Source organism: Thauera sp. SWB20, assembly GCF_000831325.1.
In the GTDB taxonomy this organism is placed as follows: Bacteria; Pseudomonadota; Gammaproteobacteria; order Burkholderiales; family Rhodocyclaceae; genus Thauera; species Thauera aminoaromatica.
Map to the genome: position 1 here is coordinate 84,434 of NZ_JTDM01000013.1, position 21,837 is coordinate 106,270.

Sequence of the window (21,837 nt, forward strand, 5' to 3'; positions counted from 1 at the left end):
ATGCCCCCGAACCACGTCCGGCGCTTGCGCGCACTGGCAGCCGGCCTGCTGCTCGCCGCGCTCGGCCTCGTCGCCGGCCGCGACGCCCTGGCCGCGACGCTGCGCGTCGCCGCGGGGGAGTCGGTCCAGGCCGCAATCGACCGCGCCCGGCCCGGCGACGCCGTCGAGATCGAGCGCGCACGCTACGCCGAGAACCTCCTCATCGCCAAGCCGCTGACCCTGCGCGGGCTCGACCGGCCGACGCTCGACGGGCAAGGTCGCGGTGACGTGGTCCGGATTGCCGCCCCTGGCGTCACCATTGAAGGTTTCATCATCTGGAACTCGGGAGATCACCTCGGCGAGCAGAATGCCGGCATCTACATACAGCCCGGCGCCGACCATGCGCTCGTGCGCAACTGCGACCTCGCCTACAACCTGTTCGGGCTGTGGATCGAGAAGGCCAACGACGTCCGAGTGGAGAATAACGTCATCACCGGCAAGCGCGATTACATGTCGGTCAAGCGCGGCAACGGCATCCAGCTCTACAACACCCACCGTGCACAGATCCTCGGCAACAACATCAGCTTCGTGCGCGACGCGCTCTACGTCGATGTCTCGCACGACGCCGTGTTCCGCGCCAACCGCCTGCACCACAGCCGCTACGGCACGCACTACATGAACGCCTACGACAACGTCTGGGAAGGCAACGACACCTGGATGAACCGCGGCGGCCTGGCGCTGATGGAAGTGCGCCGCCTCACCGTGCGCAACAACCGCGCCTGGGCCAATTCGGATCACGGCATCATGCTGCGCACGATCCAGGACTCGACCATCGAAGGCAACGTCGTCGCCGGCAACCAGCGCGGCTTCTTCATCTACGACGCCGAATACAACACCCTGCGCGGCAACACCGTGGTCGACAACGTCGTCGGCGTGCACCTGTGGGCGGGCTCGAAGAACAACGAAGTCGAAGGCAACGACTTCATCTTCAACCGCGAGCAGGTACGCTACGTCGGCGCCCGCGACCTGCCCTGGGGCGAGCAGGCGGGCAACTACTGGAGCAACTACCTGGGCTGGGACCGCGACGGCGACGGCGCCGGCGACGTCCGCTACGAGGCCAACGACCTCGTCGACCGCCTGTCCTGGCGCCACCCGCTGATGAAGCTGCTGCTCGCCAGCCCGGCGGTGCAGACGCTGCGCCTGGTGGGCCAGCAGTTCCCGCTCTTGCGCGCACCGAGCATCGTCGACCCGAACCCGCGGATGCAGCCGCACAACCCCGACTGGAGCCAATGGCGTGGCCGACACTTCCCCCGCCCCCAATGACGCCGCCGCGCCGCTGATCGCGGTGCGCGGCGTGCACAAGCACTACGGCCCGATCCGCGCCGTCGACGGCGTCGATCTGGAAATCCGCCGCGGCGAGCTGTTCGGCCTGATCGGCCACAACGGCGCCGGCAAGAGCACCCTCTTCAAGATGATGCTCGGCCTCCTTCCCGCGACCACAGGCGAGATCCGCATCGACGGCGCCCGCGTCGGCGGCGGCGCCGGCGGCGAATTCCGCGCGGTGCGGCGCAAGGTCGGCTACCTGCCGGAGAACGTCGTCCTCTACGACAACCTCACCGGACTGGAGACGCTGCAGTTCTTCGCCCGCCTCAAAGGCGTGTCCGCGGCGCGCAACGGCGAACTGCTCGAGCGCGTCGGCCTCGCCCAGGCCGCACGCCGGCGCGTCCGCGAGTATTCGAAGGGCATGCGCCAGCGCCTCGGCTTCGCCCAGGCCCTGCTCGGCGACCCCAAGCTGCTGTTCCTCGACGAGCCCACCACCGGCCTCGACCCGGAGGCGATCCGCGGTTTTTATACAATCCTGCGCCAGTTGAAGAGCACAGGCGTGACCATCGTCATCACCTCGCACATCCTCGCCGAGATCCAGGAGCGCGTGGACCGGCTGGCGATCATGGCCGCAGGCAAGGTCCAGGCCAGCGGCACCGTACAGGCGCTGCGCGAGCAGATGGACCTGCCGCTGTGGTTCGCCGTGCGCGTGGCGCCCGCGGATTTCGCTGCGGTACGCGCCGCGCTCGGCCACCTGCCGGTGGGGGCGGTCGAGGCGCGCGACGACCACGTTGCGGTGCAGTGCCGGCGCGACACCAAGATGGCGGTGATCGCCGCACTCGCCGGCCTGGGCGGCACGGTGCTCGACCTCACCGTCCACGAACCTTCGCTCGAAGACGTGTTCTTCGGCTTTTCCGACTAAAAGGAGCAGGCATGGAGTTCGCGCAGATCGCCGCCATCGCCGGCAAGGAGTTCTGGGACCGCATCCGCAACCGCTGGGTGCTGGCGGTGGCGCTGGTGTTTACCGCGTTCGCGCTGTCGATCGCCTATTTCGGCGCGGCGCAGCAGGGCGCGGTGGGTTTCCGCTCGATCGAGGTCACGATCGCCAGCCTGGTCAGCCTGGTGATCTACCTGATCCCGCTGATCGCGCTGCTGCTGGGGTTCGACGCCATCGTCGGCGAGCGCGAGCGCGGCTCGCTCGAGCTCCTGCTGTCGATGCCGATCACCCGCGGCGAGTTGCTGCTGGGCAAGTACCTCGGCCTCGCCGCGGCGCTCGCCTTCTCCACCGTGGCCGGCTTCGGCCTCGTCGGCCTGGTGCTCTCCGCCCAGCTCGATCTGGCCGCGCTGTTCCATTACTTCGGTTTCATGGCGAGTTCGGTACTGCTCGGCTGCGCCTTCCTCAGCCTGGCGGTGATGCTGTCGGTGTTCGCGGCCGACCGCACCCGCGCTTCGGGGCTGGCGATCGCGCTGTGGTTCTTCTTCGTCCTCGTGTTCGACCTGCTGCTGCTGGGCGCACTGGTGCTGAGCGGCGGGCAGTGGGGCGGCGAGGCCCTGCCCTACCTGCTGTTGCTCAATCCGGCCGACGTGTTCCGCATCCTCAACATCTTCAGCCTCGACGACGTGCGCACCCTGTACGGGCTGTCCACCGTGTTCCCGCCGGCGCTGGCCCGCCCCGGGCTGCTCGGCGCGGTCATGGCGGGCTGGATCGTCGGCCCGCTCGCGCTCGCCGCCTGGCGCTTCCGCCGCTGAGCCCCCACCCCACGAGAAACGGAGAACTTCTTCATGTGCTCTCATCAGCGCTGCCTTTCCCGCCGCCGCTTCCTGCTCGCCGCTGCGGCGAGCGGCCTGCTCGCCGCCTGCGGCCAGGGCGGCGGCGGCAAGGCCGCGGTCGTCGCACGCGAAATCGAACGCGGTACCAGCTGCACCCTCGACGGCATGCTGCTCGCCGACTACCCCGGCCCCAAGGCACAGATCCACTACACCGGGGTAGCCGAGCCGGACTGGTTCTGCGACACCGTCGAGATGTTCAATATCTACCTCAACCCGGAACAGGCGCGGGCCATCACAGCGATCTTCGTCCAGGACATGGGCAAGGCCGAGTGGAACGCCCCGCAGGGCCACTGGATCGACGCCAAGGCCGCATTCTATGTTTTCGGCTCGCAGCGCCTGGGCTCGATGGGCCCGACCGCCGCCTCTTTCGCCAACGAGGCCGACGCGAAAGCGTTCGCCGCCGAACACGGCGGCGCCGTCCTGCGCTTCGACGAGGTCACCCCCGACCACGTCGTCCTCGACGGCGGCGCCCTCCACGACCAATCCATGTAGCCCATTGAATAACCGAGGACCTGGGTGCATGCAAACCGAAGTGAACCGTCTCAAGCTCCTTGAGGGCCGCCTCCGGACCTTACAGTTCGGCGCAGCTGTAGCCGCAGCTGCGATGGGAATGTTCCTGTTACATGGCGAACATCAGCCCACGCCCACAAGCACTGCGGTGAACTACGACTTGTCATGGATTGCTCATCACAAACCGTCTGTCATGCAATCGAAAGAGGCTCACTGTCTCTGCACCCAGCCCTCAAATGACTGCAACATAAACGACGTTTCCTTTTGGAAAATCCCGAACTGAAGCACGGCGGGCAACCAATGCCCCCGTGGTACGGTCTTTCGACTCCAACCCGCACCTCATGACTGCCCACACCCCGATCGAGCTCGTCTGCCCCGCCGGCAGCCTGCCGGCCCTCAAGGCCGCCATCGACCACGGCGCCGATTGCGTCTATCTCGGCTTCAAGGACGCCACCAACGCGCGCAACTTCACCGGTTTGAACTTCGATCCGGCGCAGATGCGCGAAGGCATCGCCTACGCCCACGCCCGCGGCCGCAAAGTGCTGCTCGCGCTCAATACCTACCCGCAGGCCGGCAACTGGTCGAGCTGGACCGCCGCCATCGACCGTGCCGCGGAATTCGGCCTCGACGCCCTGCTCCTCGCCGATCCCGGGCTGATGGCCTACGCCGCCAAGACCCACCCGGATCTGCGCCTGCACCTGTCGGTGCAGGGCTCGGCCACCAGCTACGAGGCGATCAACTTCTACCACGAGCGCTTCGGCATCCAGCGCGCAGTGCTGCCGCGGGTGCTGTCGATGGCCCAGGTCGAGAACGTCATCGCCCACTCGCCGGTGGAAATCGAAGTGTTCGGCTTCGGCGGCCTGTGCGTGATGGTCGAAGGCCGCTGCGCGCTGTCGGCCTACGCCACCGGAGAATCGCCCAACTGCAACGGCGCCTGCTCGCCGGGCAAGCACGTGCGCTGGGAAGACACCCCGCAGGGCATGGAAACGCGCCTCAACGGCATCCTCATCGACCGCTTCGCCGAAGGTGAACGTGCCGGCTACCCGACGCTGTGCAAGGGCCGCTTCGAAGTCAACGACGAGACCTACTACGCGCTCGAGGAGCCGACCAGCCTCAACACCCTCGAGCTGCTCCCCGAACTCGCCCGCATCGGCATCCGCGCGATCAAGATCGAAGGCCGCCAGCGCAGCCCGGCCTACGTCACCCAGGTCACCAAGGTCTGGCGCGCCGCGCTCGACAAGCTGCGCGCGGCGCCCGAATCGTTCACCGTGCTGCCGGCGTGGATGGCCGAACTGAACAAGGTCTCGGAAGGCCAGGCCCACACCCTGGGCGCCTATTACCGCCCCTGGAAGTGAGGCCGCGCCGCGCCCCGCGGCGCGGGGCTCCGGCACACGCCGCCCATCTGCCGTACAACCCCGATCGAACGAGACCCCAACGATGAAACTCGCCCTCGGCCCCCTGCTCTACTACTGGCCGCGCCAGAGCGTGCTCGATTTCTACGCCGGCCTCGCCGACAGCCCGGTCGACAGCGTCTATCTGGGCGAAACCGTATGCTCGCGCCGCCATGAGCTGCGCCTCGACGACTGGTTCGAAGTCGGCCACATGCTCGCCGCCGCTGGCAAGGAAGTGGTGATCAGCACCCAGAGCCTGATCGAATCCGAATCCGACCTCAAGGCGCTGCGCCGCATCGTGCGCCAGACCGATTTCCGCGTCGAAGCCAACGACATGGGCGCGGTACGCCTGCTCGCCGAAGCCGGGGTGGCAAACTGGGTCGCCGGCCCGACCCTGAACGTCTTCAACCCGCACACCCTGCAGCTCCTGGCCGACACCGGCGCGACCCGCTGGGCGGTGGCCCCCGAGCTCTCCGCCACCGCCCTCGCCGAGCTGCGCGCCGGCCTCGCCGCACCGATCGAAACCGAAATCTTCGCCTACGGCCGCCTGCCGCTGGCGCACTCGGCGCGCTGCTTCACCGCCCGCCACTTCAACCTGCAGAAGGACACCTGCGAGTTCCGCTGCCTGTCGATCCAGGACGGCATCACCCTGCGCACCCGCGAAGGCGAGCCCTTCCTGACCCTGAACGGCGTCCAGACGCAATCGGCACGGGTGCACAACCTGCTCGGCGACCTCGCCGCGGTGCGCGAGCACGGCGAAGTGCTGCGCATCAGCCCGCAGGGTGCCGACACCGCCCAGGTGGTCGCGCTCTTTCGCGCCGCGCTCGACGGCGCCACGACCCCGGCCGAGGCCCTCGCCGCCAGCCGCGCGTGGATGGTCGCCGAGCCCTGCAACGGCTTCTGGCACGGCCGCGCCGGCGTCGAGCAGTACGCAAACGATTAGGGGCACCAACGACTCCGGTCGCACGCGCAAGCTGCACCTGACGCGAGCCCGACCGCGGAAGCACCACGACAGCATTCAGCAGGCCGGCGCCTCGGTCAGCCCAGGTAAGGGCCACTCATCGGGAGCGGCATAGCCCTGCGCCGCAACCGCTACATGGCGAGCATCTGCCCCAGGAGCGTGATCGCCGCACGCTGACGATCGGTTCCGGGGTGTCCGAAGTTGAGCCGAAGGTGATGATCGAACTCGCGTTTGGCCGAAAAAATCGGCCCCGGAGCAATGCTGATACCCTTGTCCAGGGCGCGCCGGTGCAGCGCCAGGGTATCGACCCGCGGTGGTAATTCAACCCACAGGAAATAGCCGCCCTGCGGTCGCGCCAGCCGCGTGCCGGCGGGGAAATGGCGCTCAACGGCATCCACGAATTGCGCTTCCTGCGCGGCCAGCCTGCGCCGCAGCTGGCGCAGGTGTTTGTCGTAGGCGCCTTGCTTCAGATACTCGGCCACGGCGATCTGCACCGGCACCGTGGTCGCCAGACTGGTCGACAGCTTCAGGCGCTGGACCCGGCTCGCGTAGCGCCCGGCAGCGACCCAGCCAAGGCGGTAGCCGGGCGCCAGGCATTTCGAGAACGACGAGACGTGCATCACCAGACCCGCCGGGTCTTCCGCCTTGGTGCACAGCGGCGCCTCGCGGCCGAAGTACAGTTCGGCGTAGACGTCGTCTTCGATCAGCGGCTGAGTGTGATCACCGAATTTGATGTTGCGATGATCACACTCCGTGATGGCGAACAGCCGCTTGAACGCCGCTCCGCCCTTCTGCTTGAACGCGAGCTTGCCCTGCACTCCGGCGTTGTCAAGGCCATGCCCTTCGGGTGCGAGCTACGCCCGCAGCCTTGACAACGCCTACGTTCCGGGCGAGTTGTCGCCAGGCAGAAGGGCTGACTCTGCACGCAGCGCGCGCCAATACGTAAAGCACAAACCGTGCCCGAACTGAGTCGTTAACTCATTGATGTCTTTGGAAAACTCTTGGTCATCGAAGATGAGGGACTTCAGGCCTGGAACATCACCCAGAATGACCAAAAACACCCTGTTTCCCATCGTGGTGGGTGACCGTGCTCAGTCAGCGGTTTCAGCCTGAACGCGATCGGCCAGTGGGCGAAGACGCATCTGGCCCCGGGCAGCACCGTGTTCTCCGATGGGCTGGCCTGCTTCGCTGCGGTAACCACGGCAGGCTGCATGCATCAGCCGACCGTCGTCGGCCGGCGAAAGCCCAAGGACTTGCCCGAGTTCAAGTGGATCAACACCGTGCTCGGCAATCTCAAGACCAGCTTGAGCGGGAGTTACCATGCATTCGACTTCCGAAAATATGCCGCTCGATACCTGGCTGCGTTTAACCTATCGATTCAACCGCCGATTCGATCTGCGCTCCCTGCACACGCGACTGCTCGTGGCTGCGGCCACCTGCGCCCCGCAGCCCCAGCGCTTGATTCGTATGGCTGAGATTCATTGCTAATCAAGAACCTTCTTGTAGGTGCCCTCGCCCCCGGCACCGGCCGGAGCGGCGGCGGGCGCGGCCGCGGCCGGCGCAGCGGGGGCCGCAGCCGCTGCCGGAGCCGCGGGGGCCTTGGCCGGCGCCGCGGGAGTGCCGCTACCGGAGTTGCCACAGGCAGCCAGCAAAACGGACGCCGCAGCGGCGATCAGGAAGGAAAACTTGGTCATGCGTATTCTCCGATTTGTCGTGGTCCGTCGCAGAGCGTCTCCGCGAATGCACTAGTCATGTATTGCCATCATGGCCGTTTCATCTTCTTGAATTTTGAAGAAGCGATCCGGTTATAACTTTTCACTTCACTGGACCAGTGGTATAGCTGTGTCATCCAGGTCGACGCCGTAGACGTCGGATTGGTTGGCGAGTCGGAGGAGCAAATGGCGGAGGGCCGTCACGTAGGTCGCACGCTGCATGGAGTTTGCAACCGCAGCACGCACCGATTCGAAGCCGGGCTGGATCCCCGGGATGCGCTCGAGTACTTCGACCACGTGCAGGCCGAAGCGGCTATGTACCAGCCGTGGCAGAACTCCGACTTCCGCCCGGCCAAAGAGCTCGCGTGCCAATTCCGGTGCAACATCATCCGCAGTCAGCATCCCGAGATCCCCACCCTGCGCGCCGCTTGGGCAGTTGGATAGCTCGCGCGCTCGCGCGGCAAAGCTCCCTCCGTTCGTACCGTCGTGGCAACGTACATCGAGGAGCGCCTGCTCGGCACGCTCGCGCATCGTGGCTACGTCCACGCCTGCCGTTACTGCAAAGAGGATGTGGCGCAGACACACTCTCTCCCCAATCGCGAAGCGTGCCTTGTGAGCCTCGAAATGGCGCCGCAGCGCCTCTTCCGAGAGTTCGGGCAACTGTATCTCGCGCTCGAGCCACACCTCGATCGCCTGTGAGGCAGCTTCGCTGATCACGCCATCCGGGCCGGCAGGGTCGTCCGCCGCCAAAAACCCATCGCGCTGCGCTGCCTGGCGCAGCAATTCGGTACAAGCCCGCTGACGCAACTCCTCGACGGGCACTTTCTCACCGGGGCGATGCAGCGCAGCTCCATTGATTTGCGCGGGCACCTCGACAAGCACTTCGCATCCCTTATCCATGCCTCTCCCCTCAAGAACGACCCGGCTCATTGTGGCCGGTCGGAAGGGTCAGACGGCGGCTACGCACCAGTTGAAACGGGCGCGCTAAATAGGTAAGCGAGGCAAAGCCGCTCCAGACGTGAGCCAATCGCGTGAAGGGGAATAACAGGAAAATGCTCATGCCGATAAACAGGTGGGCCTTGAAGATGAAACCCACGCCTTCAAGCGATTCCGCTGCACCACTACGAAAGGTCACAATATGTTGTCCCCACTCGGCAAGCTTGATCATCACGCTGCCGTCAAGGTGCTGCGCCGACAAGGGAATCGTGGCCAGGCCAAGCGCAAACTGTGCCCACAGCATCCACAGCACGACGAGGTCACTCGCTTTGGAGTTCTTGCGGATGCGCGGATCGGTCAGACGCCGACGCAGCAGGATCGTCAAGCCGAAGATGCCGGCCAGCCCCGCGACTCCGCCACTTACCATGGCGAGCAGCTGTTTGGTTCCTGCACTGATGAAAGGCTCGTATACGGCATGTGGCGTCAGGATGCCAATGAGGTGCCCAAAGAAAAGAAACAGGATGCCAACATGGAACAAATTGCTACCGAGCCTTAGTTCACCGGGTCGTAAGAGTTGCGAGGATTCGCTTTTCCAAGTGTACTGATCCCTGTCAAAGCGGATCAGGCTACCGAGAAGGAACACGGTAAGGCAGATGTAGGGATAGATACCGAAGAGAAAATTCTGGAAGGAGTTCATTTTTCGGCTCCAGAGTTGATGGATGTGCCCTTGGGTACGAAATGGAGAGTCACTGGCTGTTCCGGCGCTGACTGGCCGTGCGTCGAGCAGCCGGCGAAGGGCTCCGGCTCTGCCCAACTCTCGTCAAGGGTGGGCTCAGGTGCGAGCGCCAAGGGGCGTGGCTCCTCACCAGCAAGATCGAGCAGCGCCCCCATAACATACGCATAGGCACTGCCACGTTCCATGAGCGCCACGAACAGTGCGTTCACGATGTGGGAGATCTCGCCGAGGAATGCGCTTGCCTCACATCGAGGCTGGGAAGACACGAACTCGAGCACTGCAGGCAGAAAGTCAGGCAGTTCGCCGCTCATGAACTCGAGGCCGGCTTCTTCGTAAGTCTGCCTGAGGTCAAGCATTGCCGGTCCTCGCTCCCTGGAATCGCCATGGACATGCTCAAAAAGATGAAGTGACGTTCGGCGCCCGCGATCGAAAAGGTCAACATAGGCTGTTTCGGCACTGATCGTGTCCATCTCCAGCAACACGTCCATGAGTACTTCGAGCTCAGCTTGCCGAGACGCACTCAAGGCGTTTTCACGTCGAAGGACCCGGTGCAGCTCGGGCATATTGCGACGCAACTCGGGCGCGGGGTAATCGAGTAGGCGGGCGAGTACAAGCAAGGTTCCCTTCATGGTCCGCTCTTGCATCTCAAACCCCCAGCTTGATCGGAATGGTTCGCTTCCTAGACGCGCCGAACAGGCTAATGTCACTCGCGCCATCCGAGCATCCGTTACCGAAGCTGAAGCCACATCCTCCACGCATATCGAACGCGTTCTCGGCATATTCACGATGGCTGCTCGGGATCACAAAGCGATCCTCGTAGTTGGCAATGGCCATGATCCGGTACATCTCCTCAGCCTCGGCCATCGTCATCCCGACCTGCTTGAGTGGAGCAAGGTCCTCGCGTTGATCGACATGCCGGGCACGCTGAAAGGCGCGCATCGCAAGCATGCGCTCAAGTGCGGTGACCACCGGTGCGGTATCGCCCGCGGTGAGCAGATTCGCGAGATATTTGACTGGAATGCGCAATTGATTCACGTCGGGCAGTTCGCCGTTGATGCCGATCTGTCCCGCGTTGGCGGCACCGGTGATCGGCGAAAGCGGCGGCACGTACCACACCATGGGCAGGGTGCGGTACTCCGGGTGCAGCGGAAGTGCGACCTTCCAGTCCACCGCCATCTTGTACACCGGGCTTTTGCGCGCGGCCTCAAGCCAGCTCTCGGGGATGCCGTCGGCACGCGCCTGCTCGATCACTTTCGGGTCGTCCGGATTGAGGAAAATGCCGAGCTGTGCTCTATACAGATCCCGATCATGCTGGACGCTGGCGGCCTCCTCTATGCGGTCTGCATCGTAAAGCAAAACTCCGAGGTAGCGGATACGACCGACGCATGTTTCCGAGCAAACCGTGGGCTGACCGGCTTCGATGCGCGGATAGCAAAAGATGCACTTCTCGGCCTTGCCGCTCTTCCAGTTGTAGTAGATTTTCTTATATGGGCAGGCGGACACGCACATGCGCCAGCCGCGGCACTTGTCCTGGTCGATCAATACAATACCGTCTTCCTCGCGCTTGTAGATCGAGCCCGACGGGCAACTCGCTACACAGGCGGGGTTGAGGCAGTGCTCGCACAAGCGCGGCAGGTACATCATGAAGGTGTGTTCGAACTGGCCGTAGATCTCCTTCTGGATATGGTCGAAGTTCTTGTCCTTCGAGCGCTTGCTGAACTCACCGCCCAGAATCTCCTCCCAGTTCGGGCCCCATTCGATCTTTTGCATACGCTCGCCGGTGATCAGACTGCGGGGACGTGCGACCGGAGCCGCCTTGCTCTCCGGCGCAGATTGCAGGTGTGCATAGTCGAAGGTGAAAGGCTCGTAGTAGTCGTCGATGGAGGGCAGGTTCGGATTGGAGAAGATCCGCATCAGGATCTTCCACTTGCCGCCCTGTCGAGGCTCGATCGAACCGTCGGCCTTGCGCAGCCAGCCGCCGTTCCACTTGTCCTGGTTTTCCCACTCCTTGGGATAACCGATGCCGGGCTTGCTCTCGACGTTGTTGAACCACGCGTATTCCATGCCGGCTCGGCTGGTCCACACGTTCTTGCAGGTTACTGAGCAGGTGTGGCAACCAATGCACTTGTCGAGGTTGAGCACCATGCCGATTTGAGCGCGAATCTTCATTTGTGCAGGCGTCCTTAAGCGTTTTCAGTAGCAGCCACTTCGCCGTCGAGCCAATCGACCTTGTCCATCTTGCGGACGATGACGAATTCGTCACGGTTGGTACCGACGGTGCCGTAGTAGTTGAAACCGTAGGAGAATTGCGCATAGCCCCCGATCATGTGGGTGGGTTTGAGCACTATGCGGGTAACCGAGTTGTGGATACCTCCTCGCGTACCAGTCGTCTCCGCGCCAGGGGTATTCACGATTTTTTCCTGGGCGTGGTACATGAACACCGTCCCGGTCTTGATCCGCTGGCTGACGACTGCCCGCGCGGCAATGGCACCATTGAGATTGAACAGCTCGACCCAATCGTTGTCCTCGATGCCTGCCCGCCCGGCATCCTCCTCGCTGATCCAGACAATCGGTCCACCGCGGCTCAGCGTGAGCATGATCAGATTGTCTGTATATGTTGAATGTATGCCCCACTTCTGATGCGGCGTTATGAAGTTGAGCAGGATCTCGGTGTTCCCGTTCGGCCGCTTGTTGTGCAGATCCGTCGTCGTCTTCAGGTTCACCGGCGGGCGATAGCAGCACAACGCCTCGCCGAACGCGTGCATCCACGGATGATCGAGATAGAACTGCTGGCGGCCGGTCAGGGTTCGCCAAGGGATCAACTCATGCACGTTCGTGTAGCCGGAGTTGTAAGACACATGCTCGCTCTCGAGGCCGCTCCAAGTTGGCGAGCTGATGATCTTGCGGGGCTGGGCCTGAATGTCCCGGTAGCGGATCTTCTCGTCCTCGCGCGGAAGGGCCAGATGTGCATGCTCCCGACCGGTGGCCCTGCCCAGCGCCTGCCAGGCCTTGACGGCCACATGCCCGTTGGTTTCGGGGGCGAGCATGAGGATCACCTCGGTGGCGTCGATGTCGCTTTCGATCCGCGGGCGCCCTTGGGTTGCCCCTTCCTCGCTCACCCGACCGTTGAGTGCACCGAGTTGCTCGACCTCGGCTTCGGTGTTCCAGGCGATACCCTTGCCGCCGTTACCCAGCTTGTCCATGAGCGGACCAAGCGACGTGAAGCGTTTGTACAAGTTGGGGTAGTCGTATTCGACTACGGTAATGGCGGGAGCGGTGACGCCCGGGATCAATTCACATTCGCCCTTGGCCCACTCCTTGACACCGGTCGCCTGTGCAAGCTCTGCCGGCGTATCGTGCATCAGAGGCGTCAGAACAAGGTCCTTTTCCACACCGAGGTGGCCCGGCACGATCGCACTGAAGGCCTTCGCCAGTCCCTTGTAGATGTCCCAGTCACTCTTCGATTGCCAGGCCGGCTCCACCGCAGCGGACAATGGATGGATGAACGGGTGCATGTCGCTGGTGTTGATATCGTTCTTCTCATACCACGTCGCCGTAGGCAGCACGATGTCGGAATACAGGCAAGTCGTGCTGAGGCGGAAGTCGAGTGTGACCAGCAGATCGAGCTTTCCCTCAGGCGCCGTCTCATGCCAGACGACTTCCGTCGGCTTGGCCTCGTTCCTGCCCAGATCCTTGCCCAGCACACCATGAGTAGTGCCGAGCAGGTGCTTGACGAAATACTCATGCCCCTTGCCGCTCGATCCGAGCAGGTTGGAGCGCCAGACGAACATGTTGCGCGGCCAGTTGGCTGGGTTGTCCGGATCGGTGCAACTCATCTTCAGAGAACCATCCTTGAGCCCCCGAACCGCGTAGTCCTTCGGCTCCATGCCCGCCACTTGGGCGTCGCGCACGATCTGCAAGGGGTTGATCTCGAGTTGCGGCGCCGACGGTAGCCAGCCCATGCGCTCGGCACGAACGTTGTAGTCGATCATGCTCCCGCCCCACTCACCACGATCGGCTAGCGGCGACAGCACCTCGTCTACACCGAGTCGCTCATAGCGCCACTGGTCGGTATGCGCATAGAAGAAACTGGTGGCATTTTGCTGGCGCGGCGGGCGGATCCAGTCGAGGGCAAAGGCAAGGACGGTCCAACCAATCTGCGGGCGCAGCTTTTCCTGCCCTACGTAGTGAGCCCAACCGCCACCGCTCTTGCCGATGCAGCCGCATAGCATCGTCATGTTGATGATGCCGCGGTAGCTCATGTCACTGTGGAACCAGTGGTTCAAGCCGGACCCGATGATCACCATCGACCGGCCCTGCGTCTTATCGGCGGTGTCGGCGAACTGACGCGCAACCGCGATGACGTTGCCACGGGGAACGCCCGTGATGCGCTCCTGCCAGGCGGGTGTATAGGCAGTGTTGTCATCGTAGCTGCGCGCAGCTTGCTCGCCCTCGAGACCGCGTGCGACCCCGTGCTGGGCCAAGAGCAGATCGAAGACCGTCGCGACCAGCGCCTCACCCTCTTCGGTTTGCAGGCGCTTGACCGGGACTGCATTGACCAATACATCCTTCAGTGGATTGTTGGCGAAGTGCTCGTTCTCGACCCCCCCGAAGTAGGGGAATCCCACCGCGGCAATCTCGGGCTTTCCGCCGTCTTCGAGCAGCGAAAGGCGCAGCTTTGCATCGCCACCGTTACGCGCGTCCTTCGTCTCCAGATTCCACCTGCCGGCGTCGTCACGGTCAGGCTTTCCCCAGCGGAAGCCGATCGAGCCGTTGGGCAGGACGATCTCGCCCTTGTCGTCGAAGGCGACGGTTTTCCACTCGGGGTTGTTGCTTGCACCCAGCTTGTCCGCGAAGTCAGAGGCACGGAGGTAGCGGTCCGGCACCATGACTTCCTTGCCGTCCGCGAGAATCTGCTTGCGCAGGGTCACGAGTAGCGGCATGTCGGTGTAGCGGCGCACATAGTCGTCGAAGTAGGCACTGCGCTTTTCGACGTAGTACTCCTTCAGGATGACATGACACATCGCCATGGCCACCGCCGCATCGGTACCCTGCTTCGGGTGAAGCCAGAGATCGCAGAGCTTGGCGACTTCCGAATAATCCGGAGTCACCGCGACCGTCTTGGTGCCCTTGTAGCGAACCTCGGTCAAGAAGTGGGCGTCCGGTGTCCGGGTTTGGGGTACGTTCGACCCCCATGCAATGATGTAATTGGCGTTGTACCAATCCGCCGACTCGGGCACGTCGGTCTGCTCGCCCCAGACCTGCGGGCTGGACGGCGGAAGGTCGCAATACCAGTCGTAAAAGCTAAGGGGAACGCCGCCAATCAGATTCAGGTATCGGCTACCGGCGGCATAGCTGACCATCGACATCGCCGGAATCGGAGAGAAGCCGACTACTCGGTCCGGCCCGTATTTCTTGATCGTGTAGATATTGGCTGCAGCGATCAGTTCATTGACCTCCTCCCAGTTCGAACGGGCAAAGCCACCCAAGCCACGCCGCTGTTGGTAGGCACGACGGTGCTCGTCGATCTCGACGATACTAGCCCACGCCTCCACCGGGTCGCGCGCAGCGGCCCTTGCGCTACGCCACAGCTCGAGCAGCCGACCGCGCACAAGCGGATACTTGACGCGGTTCGCGCTATACAGATACCAGCTATAGCTCGCACCACGCGGGCACCCCCTCGGCTCGTGGTTGGGCATGTCTGGGCGGGTGCGCGGATAGTCGGTCTGTTGGGTTTCCCAGGTAACCAGACCGCCCTTGACGTAGATCTTCCAGGAGCAGGAACCGGTACAGTTAACGCCGTGTGTAGAACGCACAATCTTGTCATGGGCCCAACGGTTACGGTACGCATCTTCCCAAGTGCGGTCCTCCCCGGTGACAAGGCCGTGCTTGTTGGCGAATGTTTCCTTGGGATTCGAGAAATACTTCAGTCGATCGAGGAAGTGACTCATGTTGCCGCTCCTTACTTGTTACATTTAGTTCAATCGGATGCAAGAACCCTTCGGGTCTGCCCCTCAAGGGTTCCTGACGTAAGCATCCTTGCGCAGGTAGAACCACCAGTTGAGGACCACGCACAGGGCGTAGAACACTGCGAAACCGTACATCGCGTACTCGGGCGTGCCGGCCTTGATCTGGCCGCCGATCACCACCGGAGCGATGAAGGAGCCGTAGGCCGCCACCGCCGAGGTCCAGCCGAGCACGGGGCCGCGCTCGTCCTTGTCGAACACGAAGCCGACGGTGCGGAAGGTCGAGCCGTTGCCGATGCCCGAGGCGGCGAACAGCAGCACGAACAGCGCCATGAACACGAAGAAATACTCTTCGGGCGTCGCCGAGTGGTAGGCGAGGAACATCACGTAGCCGGTCACCGCGGAGGCGATCACGAGCACGATCGAGATCCACTGGGTGACGATCGAGCCGCCCAGCTTGTCCGAGATCCAGCCGCCCACCGGTCGGATCAGCGCGCCGACGAAGGGGCCGATCCAGGCGAACATCAGCGCGGACGGTGCGTTCGGGTTCTTCGCATGCACCCAGGCCTGGGTGGCGGGATCGAGCACGTGGGTGTTGCCGAAGATCACCGTGATCGACAGCGGCAGCGCCATCGAGAAGCCGATGAAGGAGCCGAAGGTCACCACGTAGAGCGCGGTCATCGACCAGGTGTGCTTGTTGCGGAAGATCGCGAACTGCTTGTCGAGATTGGTCTTCATCTCGCCGCTGGCGGCGAACTTCATGCCGTAGAGCGTGCCGAGGATGACCAGCGGCAGCATGATCCACATCCCGCTGCCCGCGAGCACGCCGACGCCGCTCGGCAGGTAGAGGTAGAGGCCGATCGCCGAGACCACCAGGGCGATGCCGTAGAACAGGATGATCTTGCCCAGCGCCGCGGCGGTGGAGCCGATGTTCGGCGACACGGTGAGCAGGTTGTTCATGCCGAACCAGCCCACGACCGCGAGCGGCACCAGCAGCAGCAGCCAGACGAAGCCGGCGTTCTGCACCCAGGTCGGCGTGCCCGCGGCGATCTTGCCGATCAGCGTGGCCGAATCCTTGACCAGCGGGATCGCGTCGCCGCCGAGCGCGCCGAACACGCCCATGGTCATCACCGCCGGGATCAGCAGCTGCGAGGTGGTCACGCCGAAGTTGCCCAGGCCGGCGTTGAGGCCGAGCGCGGTGCCCTGCAGGCGCTTCGGGAAGAAGGTCGAGATGTTGGCCATCGAGCAGGCGAAGTTGCCGCCGCCGATACCGGACAGCAGCGCCATGAGCTGGAACACCCACAGCGGCGTGTCGAGGCTCTGCAGCGCGATGCCGGTGCCCACGGCGGGGATCATCAGCAGCGCGGTGGTCAGCCACACCGTGTTGCGGCCGCCGCAGATGCGGATGAAGAAGGAGGCCGGGATGCGCGTGGTGGCGCCCGACAGGCCGGCGATCGCTGCCAGCGAGAAGAGCTGGTCGGGGGCGAAGGGGAAGCCCGCGTTGGCCATCTGCACCGTGATGATCCCCCACATCAGCCACACGGCGAAGCCGCACAACAGGCTGGGGATGGAGATCCACAGGTTGCGGTTGGCGATCCGGGAGCCCTTCTCCTTCCAGAAGGCCTCGTCCTCGGGGCGCCAATCGACGAGGTCGACGCTGCTGGTGATCGCCGGGCTCGGCGCCGCGACATTGCTTGCTTGCATGAAACCCACCCCTCGTTGTCTTGCGAATCAGGCCTTGGACGAGTCGACCGCGGTGTCGTGACCGTCGAACATGTCGACACGACGGACTTCCGTCAGGTACATCCAGATCAGGGAAACCCAGGTCACGCCGTAGAGCAGCATGAAGGCGCTCGAGCGCACGCCGGTGAGGTCGACCAGGGCGCCGAACATGATCGGCAGCAGGAAGCCGCCCATGCCGCCCACCAGGCCGACGATGCCGGAGACCGCGCCGATCTCCTTGGGGAACTCGTTGGAGATGTACTTGAACACCGAGGCCTTGCCGAAGGCGAAGGCGATGCCGACGATGAAGAGCAGAATCGTGAACACCCACACGTTGAGGTGGATGCTGAAGGTGCGCGGCCCCTCGACCGTCTGCACGGTGAAGTCGGTGTTCGGATAGGAGAGCAGGAACAGGCAGATCCACGACGCCCACATCACCCACCAGGTGACCTTGTGCGCGCCGTAGCGGTCGGACAGCCAGCCGCCCACCGCGCGCAGCACGCCGCCGGGCAGGGAGAAGCAGGCAGCGAGCAGCGCCGCCGCCTGGATGCCCATGCCGAACTCGTTGACGTAGTACTTGGTGAGCCACAGCGACAGGCCGACGTAGCCGCCGAACACGATCGAGTAGTACTGGCAGTACTTCCACACGCGCGGATCCTTGAGTACGCGCAGCTGGTCGCGGAAGGTCACCGAGGAGTGCACCCGGTGCTCGGGGTCGTCGTAGGTGAAGAACCAGAACGCGACCGCGGTGATCAGCATTGCCACCGCATAGACCTGCGGCACCATCTGCCATCCGAACATGACCACCAGCGTGGGCGCGACGAACTTGGTGACCGCGGCGCCCGAGTTGCCGGCACCGAACACCCCCATCGCGAAGCCCTGGTTTTGGCGCTCGAACCAGCGCGCACAGTAGGCGATACCCACTGAGAAGGAGCCGCCCGCGAAGCCGACGAACAAGCCCGCGACGAGGAACTGCCAGTATTCGGTGGCGTGACCGATCAGCCAGATCGGCAGCACGGTGCAGAGCATCAGCACGAAGAAGACGATGCGGCCGCCGAACTTGTCGGTGAGCATGCCGAGCGGCAGACGGATCAGCGAGCCGGTCAGGACCGGCGTGGCCGCCAGCAGGCCGAACTGGGTCTCGTTGAGGGCGAGGACTTCCTTGATCGGGATGCCGATCACCGCGAACAGCATCCACACGGCAAAACAGACGGTGAATGCGGTGGTGCTCATGATGAGCACGGACATCTGCTGAAACTTGCGAGTAGCCATCCTGATCGATTCCGGTCGTCATGCACTCGAAATATGTGATGCACGCAGAAGGAGACAGCTTGTAGCCCATACCCCACATGGATCGCGTTCCGTCATCTGCGGAGTCGCAAATCCCTCTTCTGGCTTCGCTTCAATGGATGAGGATTGGACCATCCGCATCGACCACACAACAGATGCAGCGAAGTCGATTTTCTATAAGCACAGATACGAGCTATGCCGCATAGATCCGTAAGCGGGCGCTGAGCGGTGTTCCGTAGCCCATCGAAGATGGTGTCCACTAGTTTTCGATGGTGGACACGATGGATGTGGTTATCCCGCGCCGGAGTCGGCGCACGCATAGCGAAGCATTCAAGCGGTCGGTGGTCTCGGCCTATCGTGAGCCGGGTGTCTCGGTGGCTGGCGTGGCCCTGGCCAACGGCCTGAACGCCAACCAGGTGCATCGCTGGATGCGCGAGCGCGGCATCGTGCCGCCGAGCCGGCGCACGCCGGTCGGCGTAGGACTCAATGCGTTGGCCGAGCCGGGCTTTGTCGCGGTACAGGTCGCCCCCGGAGTCGAGGCGTCGGTGATCCGCGTCGCAGCGCAACGCGGCAACGCCCGCGTCAAGCTCGAATGGCCGCTCCAGGCCGCCGACGCCTGTGGTGCATGGCTGCGCGAGTGGCTCGCATGATCCGCATCGAGGCGCTGTGGCTGTCGGTGGCGCCCTTGGACATGCGCGCGGGCATGGACACGCTGCTCGCGCAGGTGATGCGCGTGTTCGGCCAAGCACAGCCCCACCACGCCTACCTCTTCAGTAATCGGCGCGGCACGCGCTTGAAGGTGCTGGTCCACGACAGCTTCGGGGTGTGGCCGGCATGCCGGCGCTTGAACCAGGGCCGGTGTCAATGGGCCGGGGGCCAAGGCGGTGTCGTACTCACCCGGGTGCAGTTCGACGCGCTGGTGCTCGGACTGCTTCGGTGATCGAGTCGCCACGGCGCATCGGCATGGCCTTCAGGGACTTGCCGCCGCCCTTGGCGAGCACCTGGAGGTTGGCCTGCGAGACCATGCCGGCATCAATTCGGACTGGATCCGCCCCAGCAGCACCGCATCGAGGCCGTCCGTGTCAGGCCACTCCCGTGATCAGTACGGTGTCGGGATCGCAGGCCCGGCCCGCTTCGTCCCTCAGCCGGCGCGCGGCACGCTCGAGTCTGCGCATGCCTTCGTCGATGTCCGCAGCATCGATGACCAGGCTGGGGGCCAGCCGGATCACATCGGGTCCGGCCTGGAGCACCATCAACCCTTCCTCTTCGCATGTCCGCATGACGTCGCGTGCGCGGCCCTTCCAGGCCTCGCCGAGGACGCCGCCGAGCAGCAGGCCCAGCCCGCGCACCTGCTCGAACAGGCCGGTCTGCGCACCGATGCGCCGCAGCTCGGTGCTGAACCGCTCATGGCGCTCCCTGACGCCGGCGAGTACGGCCGGGGTGGCGATGATGTCCAGCACCGCCTCGGCGACCGCACAGGCGAGTGGGTTGCCGCCGTAGGTGCTGCCATGGCTGCCGACCCCCAGATGGCCGGCCAGATCGGCGCGGGTCAGCATCGCCGCAATGGGAAAGCCGCCACCGAGCGCCTTGGCACTGGTCAGGACGTCCGGCGTCACGCCGTAGCGCTGATAGGCGAACAATTCACCGACGCGGCCCATGCCCGTCTGGACCTCGTCGAACACCAGCAGCGCGCCATGCTCGTCGCACAGCTCGCGCGCCCGCTCGAGATAGGCGCGCTCGGCCGGCAGCACGCCGCTCTCGCCCAGCACCGGCTCGAGCACGATCGCGCAGGTATTGGCGGAAACGGCCGCCTCCAGCGCGCCGATGTCGTTGAAGCGGACGTGGCGGATGCCGCCGATCGGCGGGCCGAAGCCAGCCGAGTATTTCGGCTGGCCGGCGACGCTGACGGTAAACAGCGTGCGGCCGTGAAAGCTGTCGAGGGCGGCGACGATCTCGTGCTTGTGCGCGCCCGCCGTCTCGAGGCCATGGCGCCGCGCCAGCTTGAACGCGGCCTCGTTCGCCTCGGCGCCGGAGTTGGCGAAGAACACACGCTCGGCGAACGTCGCCGCGACCAGTTTCGATGCCAGGCGCAAGGCCGGCTCGTTGGTATACAGGTTCGAGACGTGCCACAGCTTGCCGGCCTGCTCGACCAGGGCCCGCACCAGGGACGGATGCGCGTGTCCGAGCGCATTGACGGCGATGCCGCCGGCGAAGTCGATCAGCTCGCGTCCGTGCTGATCCCAAACGCGCGAGCCCTCACCGCGTACCGGGATGAAACCGTCCGGCGCGTAGCAGGGGATCATCAGGCGGTCGAAGTCGGTACGCCCGACGGATTCAGTGTGCGACATGGGCAGCCTCCTTGATGGCGGTCGCGAGGGCGTCGAGGAAGCGGCGGTTCTCGTGTTCGAGCCCCACCGAGATCCGCAGGTGGCAGGGCAGCCCGTAGCCGTCCAGGGGGCGGACGATCACGCCCTGGCGCAGCAGGGACTGGTAGACCGGCTGGGCCGGCATCCCCAGGTCGACGGTGACGAAATTCGCCCGCGTCGGGATCCAGCACAGCCCGAGTTCGTCCAGCCCCGCCTGCAACTGGGCCAGACCGAGTCGATTCACCCGGCGGCCGGCCTCCAGATAGGCATCGTCGTCCAGCGCCGCGCAGGCGCCCGCGAGCGCCAGGCTGTTGACGTTGAAGGGTTGCCGGACGCGGTTGAGCAGGTCGGCCACCGCGGGGGACGACACCGCGTATCCGACGCGCAACCCCGCCAAGCCGTAGGCCTTGCACAGGCTGCGCGACACCAGCAGGTTGGGGTGGCGGGCGACATGGTCGAGGCCGTCGGGCAGGTCGGCATCGTCCGCATATTCGAGATAGGCCTCGTCGAGGACGACCAGCACGTGGCGCGGCACGCAGGCGAGAAATCGCTCCAGGTTCGGGCGGTCGACCCAGGTGCCGGTCGGGTTGTTCGGATTCGCGATGAACAACACCCGGGTATCGCCGTCGATGGCCGCCAGCATGCCTTCCAGATCGTTGCCCCACGCCCTGGCGGCGACCTCGCGGCATTCGGCGCCCGACGCCTGGGTCGCCAGCGGATAGGCGGCGAAGCCGTACTGGCTGAACACAGCGTTGCGCCCCTCGGCGAGGAAGGCGTCCGCCACCATCACGATGATGTCGTTGGACCCGTTGCCCAGGGTGATCTGCGCCGCATCGATGCCGAAGCGCTCGCCAAGTCTGGCCTTGAGCGCGAAGCCGTTGCCGTCCGGGTAGCGGGTCAGGTGCCGGGCGGCGCTCCGGATCGCCTCGAGGACCCGCGGATTCGGCCCCATCGGGTTCTCGTTGCTGGCCAGCTTGACGATGTCGGCCGGGTCGAGCCCGAGCTCGCGCGCGAGTTCGTCGACCGGCTTGCCGGGCACGTAAGGCGACAGCGCCCGTATCCGCGGCAGGGCCAGCGTATGAATGTGATCGCTCATCGGTTGTCCTCCATTGTCC

The 21,837-nt window shown here is 64.5% G+C and carries 19 protein-coding genes and 2 pseudogenes; 10 read left to right on the forward strand and 11 right to left on the reverse strand.

The window, feature by feature from the left end; all coding sequences use genetic code 11:
• The 7 genes from PO78_RS04335 to PO78_RS04360 all read left to right on the forward strand — a co-directional run bounded on the left by PO78_RS04335 (position 1) and on the right by PO78_RS04360 (position 5,976).
• Positions 1-1,302 (forward strand): nitrous oxide reductase family maturation protein NosD, encoded by a 1,302-nt coding sequence (locus tag PO78_RS04335; protein WP_043742274.1) that lies wholly within the window; start codon positions 1-3, stop codon positions 1,300-1,302.
• Positions 1,274-2,224: an ABC transporter ATP-binding protein gene (locus PO78_RS04340; protein ID WP_043742277.1), complete on the forward strand. Its 951-nt coding sequence runs from the start codon at positions 1,274-1,276 to the stop codon at positions 2,222-2,224. Before PO78_RS04335 ends, PO78_RS04340 begins: the two co-directional genes overlap by 29 nt.
• 11 nt (positions 2,225-2,235) lie before the next feature.
• Positions 2,236-3,051, forward strand: a complete 816-nt coding sequence (locus PO78_RS04345) for an ABC transporter permease (protein WP_043742279.1) — start codon at positions 2,236-2,238, stop codon at positions 3,049-3,051.
• A 33-nt stretch (positions 3,052-3,084) separates the two neighbouring features.
• Complete coding sequence (locus PO78_RS04350; protein WP_043742282.1) at positions 3,085-3,624, forward strand: nitrous oxide reductase accessory protein NosL; 540 nt, start codon at positions 3,085-3,087, stop codon at positions 3,622-3,624.
• A 28-nt stretch (positions 3,625-3,652) separates the two neighbouring features.
• Complete coding sequence (locus PO78_RS22755) at positions 3,653-3,925, forward strand: hypothetical protein (RefSeq protein WP_156147767.1); 273 nt, start codon at positions 3,653-3,655, stop codon at positions 3,923-3,925.
• Between the two features lie 58 nt (positions 3,926-3,983).
• Positions 3,984-4,997 carry a ubiquinone anaerobic biosynthesis protein UbiU gene (ubiU, locus tag PO78_RS04355; protein WP_043742285.1) on the forward strand — a complete coding sequence of 338 codons (1,014 nt, stop codon included), beginning with the start codon at positions 3,984-3,986 and terminating at the stop codon, positions 4,995-4,997.
• Positions 4,998-5,079: 82 nt separating this feature from the next.
• Positions 5,080-5,976 carry a U32 family peptidase gene (locus PO78_RS04360; RefSeq protein WP_043742288.1) on the forward strand — a complete coding sequence of 299 codons (897 nt, stop codon included), beginning with the start codon at positions 5,080-5,082 and terminating at the stop codon, positions 5,974-5,976.
• Positions 5,977-6,125: 149 nt separating this feature from the next.
• Here the strand turns inward: PO78_RS04360 and PO78_RS04365 are convergent.
• Positions 6,126-6,704, reverse strand: a pseudogene (locus PO78_RS04365) (aminotransferase-like domain-containing protein); the annotation flags it as partial.
• Between the two features lie 384 nt (positions 6,705-7,088).
• Between PO78_RS04365 and PO78_RS22145 the strand changes: the two are divergent.
• Positions 7,089-7,482: pseudogene (locus PO78_RS22145) on the forward strand (IS1595 family transposase); the annotation flags it as partial.
• On the opposite strand, the gene PO78_RS23135 reads toward PO78_RS22145, so the two are convergent.
• From PO78_RS23135 to PO78_RS04400, 8 genes are all read right to left on the reverse strand, one after another.
• Positions 7,479-7,688, reverse strand: a complete 210-nt coding sequence (locus PO78_RS23135) for a hypothetical protein (protein WP_170109999.1) — start codon at positions 7,686-7,688, stop codon at positions 7,479-7,481. The pseudogene PO78_RS22145 and the gene PO78_RS23135 overlap by 4 nt on opposite strands.
• 126 nt (positions 7,689-7,814) lie before the next feature.
• Complete coding sequence (locus PO78_RS04370; RefSeq protein WP_197068730.1) at positions 7,815-8,606, reverse strand: peptidylprolyl isomerase; 792 nt, start codon at positions 8,604-8,606, stop codon at positions 7,815-7,817.
• 10 nt (positions 8,607-8,616) lie between these two features.
• Positions 8,617-9,339 (reverse strand): respiratory nitrate reductase subunit gamma, encoded by a 723-nt coding sequence (narI, locus tag PO78_RS04375; protein WP_043742292.1) that lies wholly within the window; start codon positions 9,337-9,339, stop codon positions 8,617-8,619.
• Positions 9,336-10,007 carry a nitrate reductase molybdenum cofactor assembly chaperone gene (gene narJ, locus PO78_RS04380; RefSeq protein ID WP_052484363.1) on the reverse strand — a complete coding sequence of 224 codons (672 nt, stop codon included), beginning with the start codon at positions 10,005-10,007 and terminating at the stop codon, positions 9,336-9,338. The genes narI and narJ overlap by 4 nt, the downstream gene beginning before the upstream one ends.
• A 16-nt stretch (positions 10,008-10,023) precedes the next feature.
• Positions 10,024-11,547, reverse strand: a complete 1,524-nt coding sequence (narH, locus tag PO78_RS04385; RefSeq protein WP_043742298.1) for a nitrate reductase subunit beta — start codon at positions 11,545-11,547, stop codon at positions 10,024-10,026.
• Between the two features lie 14 nt (positions 11,548-11,561).
• Positions 11,562-15,329, reverse strand: a complete 3,768-nt coding sequence (locus PO78_RS04390; RefSeq protein WP_043742301.1) for a nitrate reductase subunit alpha — start codon at positions 15,327-15,329, stop codon at positions 11,562-11,564.
• A gap of 63 nt (positions 15,330-15,392) precedes the next feature.
• On the reverse strand, positions 15,393-17,048 hold the full coding sequence (locus PO78_RS04395) for an MFS transporter (RefSeq protein ID WP_043742303.1): 1,656 nt from the start codon (positions 17,046-17,048) through the stop codon (positions 15,393-15,395).
• A gap of 27 nt (positions 17,049-17,075) precedes the next feature.
• On the reverse strand, positions 17,076-18,338 hold the full coding sequence (locus PO78_RS04400; RefSeq protein ID WP_043742306.1) for an MFS transporter: 1,263 nt from the start codon (positions 18,336-18,338) through the stop codon (positions 17,076-17,078).
• A gap of 287 nt (positions 18,339-18,625) precedes the next feature.
• Here PO78_RS04400 and PO78_RS04405 point away from each other — a divergent pair, with 287 nt between their 5' ends.
• Together PO78_RS04405 and tnpB are read left to right on the forward strand one after the other, a co-directional pair.
• Complete coding sequence (locus PO78_RS04405) at positions 18,626-19,006, forward strand: transposase (protein WP_043742309.1); 381 nt, start codon at positions 18,626-18,628, stop codon at positions 19,004-19,006.
• Positions 19,007-19,059: 53 nt separating this feature from the next.
• Positions 19,060-19,296, forward strand: a complete 237-nt coding sequence (gene tnpB / locus PO78_RS04410; RefSeq protein WP_443080468.1) for an IS66 family insertion sequence element accessory protein TnpB — start codon at positions 19,060-19,062, stop codon at positions 19,294-19,296.
• Positions 19,297-19,438: 142 nt separating this feature from the next.
• Here tnpB and PO78_RS04415 read toward each other — a convergent pair whose 3' ends face one another.
• Together PO78_RS04415 and hisC are read right to left on the reverse strand one after the other, a co-directional pair.
• Positions 19,439-20,704: an acetylornithine/succinyldiaminopimelate transaminase gene (locus tag PO78_RS04415; protein WP_052484359.1), complete on the reverse strand. Its 1,266-nt coding sequence runs from the start codon at positions 20,702-20,704 to the stop codon at positions 19,439-19,441.
• A complete protein-coding gene (gene hisC / locus PO78_RS04420) occupies positions 20,691-21,818 on the reverse strand; it encodes a histidinol-phosphate transaminase (protein WP_043742312.1) in 1,128 nt (375 codons plus the stop codon). Before hisC ends, PO78_RS04415 begins: the two co-directional genes overlap by 14 nt.
• Between the last annotated feature and the right edge of the window lie 19 nt (positions 21,819-21,837).